Origin of the sequence: Streptomyces pyxinae (assembly GCF_024756275.1) — a bacterium.
Taxonomy (GTDB): domain Bacteria; phylum Actinomycetota; class Actinomycetes; order Streptomycetales; family Streptomycetaceae; genus Streptomyces; species Streptomyces pyxinae.
The window spans coordinates 99,513-111,651 of the sequence record NZ_JANUGQ010000023.1 but is presented as its reverse complement, the minus strand read 5'-3'; the positions used below and the strand labels follow the sequence as shown (position 1 = coordinate 111,651).

The window sequence follows — 12,139 nt, the reverse complement described above, 5'->3', positions numbered from 1 at the left end:
CGAACTGGCGGAGAACTTCCACGCGCTGGCCCCGCTCATCGCGGACCTGGATGACCGCGACCGGCAGATCCTGCACCTCCGCTTCGTGGAGGAGCTGACCCAGTCGCAGATCGGCGAGCGCCTCGGCTGCTCCCAGATGCATGTCTCCCGGCTGCTCTCCCGCACCCTCAAGCGCCTGCGCGAGGGGCTGCTCACCAACCGCTGAGCCCCCTCAGCCCCTTGGTGGAGGCGGGCTCCCGGGGCTGTCCCGGGAGCCCGCCGGAGGCACTGTCGGCGGCCGCCCTTAGGGTAGGTGGCCATGACCGAAGTGGCTCCCGTGCGGGAGCGTCCGCGAGGTGTCACGGCGCCGGTCCGGTTCGGGACCGGCGCCGTCGCGGTGCTGGTGGCCGCCGGGGTGGCGCTCTCCCTCCTCGACCACCCGGGCTTCCGCGCCTGGGAGACCATCGCGGTGGCGCTGACCGTGCAGGCGCTGCCGTTTCTGCTGTTCGGCACGGCGATCTCCGGGGCCGTCAGCGCCTTCGTACCGGAGCGGGTGTTCAGCCGGCTGCTGCCGCGCAATCCGGCGCTGGCCGTCCCGGTGGCGGGCGCCGCCGGAGTGGTGCTGCCGGGGTGCGAGTGCGCCTCGGTGCCGGTGGCGGGGTCGCTGATCCGGCGCGGGGTGACGCCGGCCGCCGCCTTCGCGTTTCTGCTCTCGGCGCCGGCCGTCAACCCGGTGGTGCTGGTGGCGACGGCGGTGGCCTTCCCCGGACAGCCCGCCATGGTGGCCGCCCGGCTGGTCGCCTCGCTGGTGACGGCGGCGGGCATGGGCTGGCTCTGGCTGCGGTTCGGCCGGCCGGAGTGGCTGCGGATGCCCGCCCGGCCCACCGGGCACCGGACCGGGGTGAGCCGCTGGGAGGAGTTCCGGACCGGATTCCAGCACGACTTTCTGCACGCCGGCGGTTTCCTGGTGGTGGGCGCGCTGGCGGCGGCCACCTTCAATGTCCTGGTGCCCCGCTCGGTGCTGGACGCCTTCGCCGGATCCCCGTGGCTCTCGGTGCTGTTCCTCGCCGGGCTGGCGGTCGTCCTGGCCGTCTGCTCGGAGGCGGACGCCTTCGTGGCCGCCTCGCTGACCGGCTTCTCCCCCACCGCCCGGCTGGCTTTCCTGGTCATGGGCCCGATGGTGGACGTGAAGCTGATAGCCCTCCAGGCCGGCACCTTCGGCCGGGCCTTCGCGGTGCGGTTCTCGGCGGCCACCGCCGTGCTGGCCGTGGTGTGCAGCGCGCTGACCGGGTGGTGGCTGCTGTGAGGCGCCCCGTCCAGGCCGTCCTGCTGCTCCTCGCGGGTGCGGCGGTGCTGCACATCTCGCTGCTGACCGAGCTCTGGCTGCGGTACGTCAAGGAGGGCCTGCGCCCGTATCTGATCGCGTCCGGTCTGGTCCTGGTGGCACTCGGCGTACTGGGGGCGATCCGGGACGGGCTGCCCTTCTTCGAAGGGCTCGGTTCTTCTCCGGGCGCGTCGGAAGCCGATGCCGGCGGCCGGCCGGACTCGCCCGCTCGTTCCTCGCGAGCCGCGCGTGCGCTCCCCGGCGGCAGCGAGGAGCAGGGCCACGAGCACGGTGACAGCCATGAGCACAGTCATGGACATGACCACCGGCACGGCCCCGGTGTCGCCTGGTTGCTGTTCCTGCCGGTGGTGGCGCTGCTGGTGTACGCGCCGCCCGCGCTGGGGGCGTACACCGCCGCCCGGGGGAACGACAAGCCGGTGGCGGCCGTGGCGGCGTTCGACCCGTTGCCGGCCGGGGAGCCGGTGCCGCTCTCACTCTCCCAGTTCATCGCCCGGGTGCAGCAGGACGAGTCCCGGGCGGTGGCCCGGCGGACGGTGCTGCTCACCGGGTTCGTCACCCCGGCCGGCGGCGGCGACTGGTATGTGACCCGGCTGGTGGTGAGCTGCTGTGCCGCGGACTCCCAGACACTGCGGGTCAGGGTCCACGGCGTTCCGGCGCCGCCCGCCGACTCCTGGGTACGGGTGACCGGGACCTGGCATCCGGACGGCACCCTGGGCACGGCGGGGGCGGTGGCGGGGCTGGACGCCCGGGCGGTGCGGCCCACGGCACCGCCGGTCAATCCGTACTGGGACAACGTCCCGGCGCTCTGACCGCCGGCCGGCCGCCGCCGGACCCGGTGGCGGCCGGCCCGTGCCCGGGTGGGCGGGGCCGGGCAGGCCGACGCGGTTGCCTTGAGCCGGCCGGTTTCGGGGATGATGCCCGCCACCGTCCTCGGGGTCCATCCCGCAGGTTCGCCGGTCGTGGGACCGGCCTTCGGGGATCAACAGCACTTCGGCGACCTGCTCAGGGGGCTCGACGGCGAGCCATTTCGTCGCCCGGGAGGGCGCCGTCCGGCCCGGGCCCCGCCCCGGACGGAGAGACCGCGTGGACCGGAGCGACCGCGTGGGCCGGGGCAGGCCCCCGTCCGCTCACTCCGCGCCGTGCGCGGAGGCGGCGGCCTCCACCCGGGCGGCCAGCGCGAAGTCCCGCCCGGTGACGGCGCCCCCGACGTCATGGCTGGTCACCGTCAGACCGACGGTGTCGTAGCCCAGGGTCAGTTCGGAGTGGTGGTTCAGCTCCTCCTGGAGCGCCACCACATGGGCGACCAGCGCGGCGGCGGCGACATGCGAGCCGAGGCGGTACGTCCGGGCGATCCGGTCCCCCTCCTGGGACCAGCCGGGCAGCTCCCGCAGCCGGTCCTGGATCTCCTGGGTGGTCAGCGGCTTGGCGGTCATCTCCGGGCTCCTTCGCGTCCGTCGATCGTGTCCGTCGCGATTCTTCCTTCGTCCGGCGGTACGCCGCCACGCGCACGGGTGTTACGGCGCGGCGCCCGCCCGGCGGGGACGGTCACCGCGACGATACGGCCCCTGCCCCCTGCCGCACCGCCCGGACACGGGTCGCTCGGGCGGGCAGCGGGGGCGCGCGGCGGGGCCGGTCACCGGTCTCGGTTACCGTCTCGGTATGACAACTGCGGGGGCACGTACGGGAGTAGGCCCGCTGCTGAAGGCGTGGCGGGAGCGGCGGCGGCTGAGCCAGCTGGAGCTGGCGCTGCGGGCGGAGTCGTCGGCCCGGCACATCTCGTTCGTGGAGAACGGGCGCTCCCGGCCCAGCGAGGCCATGGTGCTGCGGCTGGCGGATCGGCTGGACGTGCCGGTGCGGGAGCGGAACACGCTGCTGCTGGCCGCCGGGTACGCGCCGCGCTATCCGGAGACGCCGCTGGACGATCCGGCGCTGGAGCCGGTGCGCGAGGCGATCGGCCGGCTGCTCGCCGGGTACGAACCGTATCCGGCGCTGGTGCTGGACGGCTGCTACCGGGTGGTGGCCGCCAACGAGGGCATCACCCGGCTGCTCGACGGGGTGGCCGGGGAGTTGCTGGCACCGCCGCTGAACGCCATGCGGGTGATGCTGCACCCACGCGGTCTGGCGCCGCGCATCCGCAATCTGCCCGAGTGGCGCGGGCATCTGCTGGAGCAACTGGAACGGCGGCTCGGTCCCGGCGGGCCGGCGGAGCTGCGGGCGCTGTACGAGGAGCTGTCCGGGTATCCGGTGCCCGGCTCGGCCGACGCGACGGACCCGGTGGCGGACCCGCGGCCGCTCGCCCCGGCGATCGCGCTGCCGCTGCGGATCGAGCACCGGGGGCGGCTGCTGTCCTTCGTCTCGTCGGTGTCGACGTTCAACACGCCGATGGACGTCACCGTATCGGAGCTGGCCGTCGAAACCTTCCTGCCGGCCGACGCCGGCACCGCCGCACTGCTGCGGGGGCCCGTGTGACCAGCGGTTCATGAACGGGCGCCCGGGGCGCGGGGGGCGCGTGTGAAGCTCCGCTGTGGGCCCGCTTAAGAAATCCTCGATGGACGCGGCGGGCGGCACTGGGCAGATTGGAGCGCGTTCACGATCAGCGCCACCTCTCCCTCTGGAGCCACCCGTATGAAGGCACTCGTCAAGCACCGGGCCGAGCCCGGCCTCCGGCTCATGGACGTGCCGGAACCCGAGGCGGGGCCCGGGGACGTCCTCATCCGGGTGCTGCGTACCGGGATCTGCGGCACGGACCTGCACATCCGCGCCTGGGACGGCTGGGCCCGGCAGGCGGTGCGGGCCCCGCTGGTGCTGGGGCACGAGTTCGTCGGCGAGGTGGCGGCGGTCGGCGCGGACGTCGCGGACACCGGCGACATCGCGGTGGGCGATCTGGTGAGCGGCGAAGGCCATCTGGTCTGCGGGAAGTGCCGCAACTGTCTGGCCGGGCGCCGGCACCTCTGCCGCGCGACGGTGGGTCTGGGCGTCGGCCGGGACGGGGCGTTCGCGGAGTATGTGGCGCTGCCCGCGTCCAATGTGTGGGTGCACCGGACCAAGGTGGACCTGGATGTGGCGGCGATCTTCGATCCGTTCGGCAACGCCGTGCACACCGCGCTCTCCTTCCCGCTGGTCGGTGAGGACGTGCTGATCACCGGCGCGGGCCCGATCGGCATCATGGCGGCGGCGGTCGCCAAGCACGCCGGCGCGCGCAATGTGGTGATCACCGACATCAGCGAGGCGCGGCTGGAGCTGGCCCGCAAGGCCGGCGCCACCCTGGCGGTCAATGTCGCGGAGTCCACCATCGCCGACGCCCAGCGGCGGCTGGGGCTGCGCGAGGGCTTCGACGTCGGTCTGGAGATGTCCGGCCGGGCCGAGGCGATGCGGGACATGGTGGCCAATCTGACCCATGGCGGGAAGATCGCCATGCTGGGGCTGCCGGCCGAGGAGTTCGCCGTCGACTGGGCGAAGATCGTGACCTCGATGATCACCGTCAAGGGCATCTACGGCCGCGAGATGTTCGAGACCTGGTACGCGATGACGGTGCTGCTGGAGGGCGGCCTCGACCTGACCCCGGTCATCACCGGCTCCTACGGCTACCGGGACTTCGACGCCGCCTTCGACGAGGCGGCCACCGCCCGCAGTGGCAAGATCATCCTCGACTGGACCGCCTGACCGCCGACCGGCCGAACCGCCCGCACCCGCCGGAGCGCCCGGCCCCTTCACCGGCCCCGTCCGCGGTACCCGCGGGCCGCCCCACCGGGTTCGGGGCCTCGGGACCGCCGTACCGGAACCGTTCGACCCGCCCCCTTCCGGGGGCCGACTCCCAGGAGCTGCTTCACCATGTTCGCCTCCGTCCGTGACGAGCTGCGCGCCACCCTCGACGAGATCCGGGACGCCGGGCTCTACAAGCCGGAGCGGGTCATCGGCACCCCGCAGAGCGCCTCCGTCTCCGTCCCCTCGGGCGAGGTGCTGAACTTCTGCGCCAACAACTACCTGGGCCTGGCCGACCACCCCGAGGTGGTGGCCGCCGCCAAGGACGCCCTGGACCGCTGGGGCTACGGCATGGCCTCGGTACGGTTCATCTGCGGCACCCAGGAGATCCACAAGGAGCTGGAGCGGCGGCTGTCGGCGTTCCTGGGGCAGGAGGACACCATCCTCTACTCCTCCTGCTTCGACGCCAACGGTGGTGTCTTCGAGACCCTGCTCGGCGCCGAGGACGCGGTGATCTCCGACGCTCTCAACCACGCCTCGATCATCGACGGCATCCGGCTCTCCAAGGCGCGCCGCCACCGGTACGCCAATCGGGACATGGCCGATCTGGAGAAGCAGCTCCAGGAGACCCGGGACGCCCGGCGCCGGCTGATCGTGACCGACGGCGTCTTCTCCATGGACGGCTATGTGGCGCCGCTGTCGGAGATCTGCGACCTGGCGGAGCGGTACGACGCCATGGTGATGGTGGACGACTCGCACGCGGTCGGCTTCGTCGGCCCCGAGGGGCGCGGCACCCCGGAGCTGCACGGGGTGATGGACCGGGTGGACATCATCACCGGCACCCTGGGCAAGGCGCTGGGCGGCGCGTCCGGCGGCTATGTCGCGGCCCGCGCGGAGATCGTGGAGCTGCTGCGCCAGCGGTCCCGCCCGTATCTCTTCTCGAACTCGCTGGCGCCGGTGATCGCCGCCGCCTCGCTGAAGGTGCTGGACCTGCTGGAGTCCGCCGGTGACCTGCGCGAGACGCTGGTCGCCAACACCAAGCTCTTCCGCTCCCGGATGGCCGAGGAGGGCTTCGAGATCCTGCCCGGTGACCACGCGATCGCCCCGGTGATGATCGGGGACGCGGCGGAGGCCGGCCGGATGGCCGAACTGCTCCTGGAGCGCGGGGTCTATGTGATCGGCTTCTCCTACCCGGTGGTGCCGATGGGCCAGGCCCGGATCCGGGTCCAGCTCTCGGCGGCGCACTCGGCGCGGGACGTGGAGCGGGCGGTGGCCGCGTTCGTGGACGCCCGCGCGACAATGGCCGGGTGATCGATCCCCGGCGACTGCGTGTGCTGCGGGCCGCGGCGGACCACCGTACGGTGACCGCCGCGGCCGCCGCGCTGTATCTGACCCCCTCGGCCGTCTCCCAGCAACTCGCGGCCCTGGAGCAGGAGACCGGGCACACCCTGCTGACCCGGAGCGGCCGGGGCGTCCGGCTGACGGCCGCCGGGGCGATCCTGCTGGAGCACGCCAACGAGGTGCTGGCCCAGCTGGAGCGGGCCGAGGCGGAGCTGGCGGCCTACGCGGGCGGTACCGCCGGGGAGGTGACGGTGGCCGCGTTCGCGACCGGCATCGCGGAGGTGCTGGCCCCGGCGATCGGCCGGCTGGCGGAGCGGAACCCCGGCCTCCGGGTGCGGGTCAGGGACGCCGAGGGTGACGAGTCGCTGCCGCTGGTGCTGGACGGCGAGGCCGATGTGGCGGTGGCCGTGGAGTACCGGGGCGCGCCGCGCGAGGGCGACCGCCGGCTGGTCCGGGTGCCGCTGTACGCGGAGCCGTTCGACGCGGTGCTGCGGGCCGGCCATCCACTGGGCCGGGAGGCCGAGGTGGCGCTGGAGGCGCTGGCGGAGAGCGACTGGATCGCCCCGTATCCGGGGAACCCCTGCCATGACATGGTGCTGCTCGCCTGTGAGCTGGCCGGGTTCGAGCCGCGTCTGGCGCACACCTCGGACGACTTCCGGGCGGTGGTGGCGCTGGCCGGGGCGGGGGCCGGGGTGGCGCTGGTGCCGCGCTCGGCGCTGCGGGGCATCGCGCTGGCGGACGTGGTGGTCCGGCCGGTCGCGGGCCCGGCCGCCTTCCGGCGGGTCTTCGCCGCCGTGCGCCGGGGTGCCGGAGAGCATCCGCTGATCCGGCCGGTGCTGGAGGCGCTGGCGGAGGCCGCCGCCGGACTCTCCGAACCCGCCGGCGGCTGAACCGGCCCGGTACGGGGCGACGTGGACGGCAGGGCCGTGCCCGGGTGGCGGGCTCCCCCGGCGCGTACCCCGTGCCTCGTGTCCCGTACGCGGAAGAGGCCGGCCGTCCGCCGCCGGGCGGTGGCGGACGGCCGGCCGGCCGGGGTCAGCCGGACGGGTCCGGCTCCGGCGCGGGGACGGCCGGGACGGGAGGCGTGCCGGCCCGCCCGGGCAGCGGTTCGACCGGGTCGGCCGGGTCGGCGGGCGGGCGGGACGGCCGGGTGGTGCTGGTGAGGGTACGGGCCAGCTCGGCGCGCACCAGGGCGTTGAGCGCCGCGAAAAGGTCGACAGGCATGCCGGTGAAGCTCCTTCGCCTGGAGGAGAGGTGGTCGGTGGGGCTGGGTCGGCGGGGCCGATCAGCAGCGCAGGACCACGCTCCGCAGGGCGCGTACCGGCTGGGCGGGAGAGACGGGGTACGGGGCCGGGCACCGCACCGGGGAGGGGGCGGCCGTCCGGTCGGCGGGGGACGGCGGCAGCGGCGCCGGAGGGGCGGGACGTGGAGCACGGCGCTCCGTCCGCCGGGCCACCGCCGCCTCGGTCTCCGCCGGGTCGGGGTCGGGCGCCCCGGCCGGTGCGGCGGTGGCCGTCCTGGCCTCGGCCCCGGTGGCGGGGGCCTCGCCCGCCAGGCCCAGCAGGGCGGCCAGGACCAGCAGCGCCACCAGCAGGCCCCGGCGCACGGCGGAGCCGGTGGCGGGGGTCCGGGCGGTGGCGGTCATGGCCGTCCCCTGCCCACGGCCGGACCGGTTGTCGCCCGTTCGGCCCGCCAACCGCCCGATCGGGCGAGCGCGCGGAGCCCGCCCCGCCGGGCGCGCGCGAGGGGCGCGTACGGCCGGCCCCGGCGGACGCCCGGGGGCTGTCCCGGCGGTGTCAGGCGCGCTGCTTGCGGGCCGCCATCCAGGCGTACACCAGCACACCCGCGAAGAGGAACAGCACGCCCTGGTAGACGGCGGCGTACCCGGAACCCGCGACCAGCCACATGGAGAAGGCGAAGGCGGCGACGGCCAGGACGACGTCCCGCACCAGCCGGCCCCGGTTCACCCGGTCCGCGCGGCCCGAGACCAGGTGGTAGATCTGGGCGGCGCTGGAGAGCAGATAGGGCACGGTGGCGGTGAAGGTGGTGATCAGCACCAGGATCTCGAAGACCCGCTGGGAGCCGGCCGTGTAGTTGTACACCGTCAGCAGTGAGGCCAGCACGACGGTGACCAGGACGCCGTAGGTCGGCACCCCGCGCCGCTTGTGGGTGAAGAAGGACGGGAAGAGGCCGTCCCGGGCCGCCGCGTACGGGGTCTGGGCGCTGAGCAGGGTCCAGCCGTTGAGCGCGCCCACCATGGAGACCAGGGCCATGCAGGCGATGGCGGTACCGCCCCAGGTGCCGCCGAACATGGCGTCCACCGCCGCCGAGAAGGGCGCCGTCGAGCCGACCAGCTCGTCGTGGGCGACGGTGCCGAAGACCGCGAGGGTGCCGAGCAGATAGATGACGGCGGCGCCCAGGGTGCCGAGTATCGTGGCGCGCCCGACATTGCGCTGCGGGTCGCGCACCTCACCGGCGCTGACCGCGGCGGACTCGACGCCCAGATAGCTGAAGAGCAGGATCGCGGCCGAGGCCGAGACCGCGCCCACCGCGCTGGTGCCGCCGGTCTGGAAGGGGCCGAGGTTGCCGGCGTCGAAGAAGAACAGGCCGCCCACCGCGACCAGCAGCAGCGGGATGAACTTGAGCACCGTCGCCACCAGTTGGACGGCTCCCACGTACCGGGTGCCCGCCAGATTGGCGAGGGCCGGCAGCCACTGGAGCAGCAGCGCGGCGACCACGGTGGCGGCGGTGGAGGAGTGCACCGGGATCAGTACGTCGAGATAGCCGACGGCGGCCACGGCGAGGGCCGCGTTGGAGACCCAGGTGGTGATCCAGTACGACCAGGCGGCGAGGAAGCCGGCGAAGTCGCCGAACGCCTCGCGGGCGTAGATGTACGGGCCGCCGGTCTGCGGCATCCGCTGGGCGAGCCGGCCGAAGACCAGCGCCAGGGCGATCGCCCCGGCCGTGAGGACGCCGAAGGCCACCAGGCTGATCGTGCCGTAGGGGGCGACGGAGGCGGGGAGCAGGAAGATGCCCCCGCCGATGATGTTGCCCATGACCAGCGCGGTGGCGATCGGCAGGCCGAAGGTGCGGGCGTGCTTGCTCCGCTCGTCGGGAGTGGGGTCCGTGATCATGGAGGTGGTGCGCCTTTCGCCGTGCAAACCCGACCATGGTCGGCCACCGTGAAGACTCCACCAAATCACTGCTGTTCGTCCGGCGGAACACGGTTTCACGACGGAAAAGCTTCGTCCGCCTCGGCCCGGGACGGCGATTCCTGTCGGTACGCGGAAGCAACGCGAGCACCGCTCCCCGACGCCGCCGGCGCCCCCGGGGGACCGGCTGCCGCCCGGGGACGTCCGTCCCGGCGCGGCCGGGCGGCGCGGGCGCGGGGGCCGGTGCCCCGGCGACAGGCCCCGGCAGGGTGGGGGCGTCCCGGTCAGGTGGCGGGCTCCGGTCAGGCGCGGGTGTTCCGGTCGCCGGCCGGCTCGCGGGGGGTGTCGGCACGTGCGTCGGCGGTCCCGGAGCCGCCGGCCGGTGACAGGTCCCCGGGCGCCGGGCCGGACAGGCCGGGGGCCGAGGTCTCATGGCCGGGGGCCGGGATCTTGTGGACGGAGGTCTCACGGGCGGCGGCAGCGGCGGGAGCGATGGGCACCTGGGGGCCGAGGCCCTCGCGCAGCCAGCGGCGCAGCACCCGGTGCACCGCCTCGGCGCCCACCAGCCGACCGCCCTCCCCGACCGGTGGCGAGAGCACCAGCGGGGAGAGCAGAAAGGCCTCGGACTGCTCGCCGCCCAGTCCGCCGTGCGAGCCGATCTGCTCCTCGAAGGCGTGCACCTCACCGGTGGCGGGGTCGTACCGCGAGTTGACCATGATGTCCGCGACATGCGCGAAGCCGTCGGTCCGCCGTACCGCCGCGGCCGCGCCCGGTCCGAAGACCGCCAGCGGTCCGCCGTCGGTGAGCTCCCGGACCGGGACCTCCTGGCCGTCCCTGGCCAGCACCACCGAGCCGTGCCGTTCGCTCCGTACCAGCAGGAAGCCGATGCCCGGGTGGTCGGCGAGGGTGCGCAGCAGGGCGGGGTGGCGGCGGTCGATCTCCTCCCGGGTCAGCCGGTGCGGCACGTCCGGGAAGGAGATCAGGCCCAGATTGCCGGAGGCCAGCACGACCGGCTCGGAGTCGTGGCCGGCCGCCGGCTCCTCCTGCCACTCGGCCGACGGCAGCCGTACGGCGCTGCGCAGGGCGTACCGGGCCTCGGCGCCGCTCCGGGTGCGCTGGGCGCGGCGCGGGACGGGCAGTCCGCTCGCGGCCCGGACCAGGTCCTTCAAGGTGAGACCGTACGCGGACTCGAAGGTCTCCCCCGGGCTCTGGCCGTGGTCGGAGAGGAGCACCAGCCGGTAGGGGCGGGGCGCGTGCTCGACGGCCTCCGCGATCAGCGCCAGCGAGCGGTCGAGCCGCCGCAGCACCCGCGCCGCGTCCCGGCTGTGCGGGCCCGAGTGGTGGGCGACCTCGTCGTACGCCACCAGATCGGCGTAGACGGCGGCCCGCCCGGCGAGCAGATCGCCCATCACGGCGGAGACCACCACGTCCCGCTCGACCACGGTGGCGAAGGCCCGGATGAACGGGTAGAGGCCGCCCCGGCCGACCCGGGGCCGCTCCCCCGCGAGCCGGGCGCGGACCGACTGGCCGATCTCGCGGAACACCTCGGCGGTGCAGGAGACGGCGGTACGGACGGAGTTGGCCGGGTCGCGGAAGTAGGCGAAGTACCCGGCGCGGGAGCGGCTGCCCCGGCCCATCCGCGCCGAGCCGGAGAGCACCAGGGCCAGCTGCTCCGCGCCGCCGCCGAAGAGGTTGCCCCGGCTGGCGCCGTCCACCGTGAGCAGTCCGCCGTCGGCGGTCCTGGCCACCGCCCGCCGCTCCATCTCGGCGGCGGAGGCGGGCCGGTTGGTGACCATCAGCCGGCCGGTGTCCTTCTCGTACCAGCGGAAGGCCGGTACGTCGTGGTTGGAGCCGTGCAGGATGCCGAGCTGGCTGGCGCCGGTCTGGCTGGACCAGTCGGTGCGCCAGGGGGTCAGCCGGTGGGTGGTGCGCAGCCAGGTGGCGACCGTGGGCATCAGCCCCTGGCCGACCGCGTCCCGCAGCACCCGGTGGCCGACGCCGTCGAGCTGGACGAAGAGCAGCCCGGGCGGGGAGCCGGCCGGCGGGCCGGGGTCCCGGCCGGCGAACCCGCGCCGGCCCGCGAGCCGGGAGAGCCGGCGGCGGTAGGCGTTGTCGTCGCGGACGGCCAGGGCGGTGGAGGTGGCGGAGGCGACGGCGGACATCACGGCGGCCACCACCACGGCGTTGTCCGGGGCCGCCTCGCCCCCGCCGTCGGGTATCAGCCGGAGCGCGACCAGCAGCAGGGAGCCGTTGAGGAAGAACACCAGCAGGCCGAGGACGAGTGCCGGCACCAGCAGCAGCGCCCGTACCACCAGGGGCCAGACCAGGGCGCCGAGCAGGCCGAAGGCGCCGGCGCCCCAGGCGGCCGTGACCGCCGTGGTGGTGATCGCCTCGCCGTCCTCGGACTGGAGCCGGAAGTCCGGCATCAGCCCGGCGAGCGCGAGCATGGTGAGCGTCGACACGGCCCAGACGACCAGGACCCGGGCCAGCGAGGCGCCGGCCGCCCGCCAGCGCGGCCGGCGGCCGGGCCGTTCGGGCCGGGCAGCCTCCTCGGACCGGCCAAGCTCCTCGGGTGCCTCGGTCTCCTGGGGCCCCTCGGGCTCTTGGGGCTCCTCGGGCC

12 protein-coding genes are annotated in these 12,139 nt (G+C 74.8%); 7 read left to right on the top strand and 5 right to left on the bottom strand.

Features of this window, described 5'->3' with window-relative positions:
• From NX801_RS23510 to NX801_RS23500, 3 genes are all read left to right on the top strand, one after another.
• Positions 1-205: sigma-70 family RNA polymerase sigma factor (locus tag NX801_RS23510; protein WP_258789863.1), on the top strand; the 205-nt coding region annotated here is incomplete at its 5' end.
• A gap of 93 nt (positions 206-298) precedes the next feature.
• A complete protein-coding gene (locus NX801_RS23505) occupies positions 299-1,285 on the top strand; it encodes a permease (RefSeq protein ID WP_258789862.1) in 987 nt (328 codons plus the stop codon).
• Positions 1,282-2,133 (top strand): TIGR03943 family putative permease subunit, encoded by an 852-nt coding sequence (locus NX801_RS23500; RefSeq protein ID WP_258789861.1) that lies wholly within the window; start codon positions 1,282-1,284, stop codon positions 2,131-2,133. Before NX801_RS23505 ends, NX801_RS23500 begins: the two co-directional genes overlap by 4 nt.
• Before the next feature lie 318 nt (positions 2,134-2,451).
• Here NX801_RS23500 and NX801_RS23495 read toward each other — a convergent pair whose 3' ends face one another.
• Entirely contained in the window at positions 2,452-2,757 is a 306-nt protein-coding gene (locus tag NX801_RS23495; protein ID WP_258789860.1) for a 4a-hydroxytetrahydrobiopterin dehydratase, read from the bottom strand.
• A 226-nt stretch (positions 2,758-2,983) separates the two neighbouring features.
• On the opposite strand from NX801_RS23495, the gene NX801_RS23490 reads away from it, so the two are divergent.
• The 4 genes from NX801_RS23490 (at position 2,984) to NX801_RS23475 (ending at position 7,257) form a co-directional block, all read left to right on the top strand.
• The gene (locus tag NX801_RS23490) at positions 2,984-3,793 is read left to right on the top strand and encodes a helix-turn-helix domain-containing protein (RefSeq protein WP_258789859.1); all 810 of its coding nucleotides are present in this window, start codon (positions 2,984-2,986) and stop codon (positions 3,791-3,793) included.
• A 156-nt stretch (positions 3,794-3,949) separates the two neighbouring features.
• Positions 3,950-4,987: an L-threonine 3-dehydrogenase gene (gene tdh / locus NX801_RS23485; RefSeq protein ID WP_258789858.1), complete on the top strand. Its 1,038-nt coding sequence runs from the start codon at positions 3,950-3,952 to the stop codon at positions 4,985-4,987.
• Positions 4,988-5,155: 168 nt separating this feature from the next.
• Complete coding sequence (locus NX801_RS23480; RefSeq protein WP_258789857.1) at positions 5,156-6,337, top strand: glycine C-acetyltransferase; 1,182 nt, start codon at positions 5,156-5,158, stop codon at positions 6,335-6,337.
• Positions 6,334-7,257 (top strand): LysR family transcriptional regulator, encoded by a 924-nt coding sequence (locus tag NX801_RS23475; protein ID WP_258789856.1) that lies wholly within the window; start codon positions 6,334-6,336, stop codon positions 7,255-7,257. The genes NX801_RS23480 and NX801_RS23475 overlap by 4 nt, the downstream gene beginning before the upstream one ends.
• A 145-nt stretch (positions 7,258-7,402) precedes the next feature.
• On the opposite strand, the gene NX801_RS23470 is transcribed toward NX801_RS23475, so the two are convergent.
• The 4 genes from NX801_RS23470 to NX801_RS23455 form a co-directional block, all read right to left on the bottom strand.
• Entirely contained in the window at positions 7,403-7,591 is a 189-nt protein-coding gene (locus NX801_RS23470; RefSeq protein ID WP_258789855.1) for a hypothetical protein, read from the bottom strand.
• Between the two features lie 61 nt (positions 7,592-7,652).
• A complete protein-coding gene (locus NX801_RS23465; RefSeq protein WP_258789854.1) occupies positions 7,653-8,012 on the bottom strand; it encodes a hypothetical protein in 360 nt (119 codons plus the stop codon).
• A 151-nt stretch (positions 8,013-8,163) separates the two neighbouring features.
• Positions 8,164-9,501, bottom strand: a complete 1,338-nt coding sequence (locus NX801_RS23460; protein ID WP_258789853.1) for an amino acid permease — start codon at positions 9,499-9,501, stop codon at positions 8,164-8,166.
• 320 nt (positions 9,502-9,821) lie between these two features.
• A complete protein-coding gene (locus NX801_RS23455) occupies positions 9,822-11,966 on the bottom strand; it encodes an alkaline phosphatase family protein (RefSeq protein WP_428986209.1) in 2,145 nt (714 codons plus the stop codon).
• Positions 11,967-12,139 lie beyond the last annotated feature (173 nt).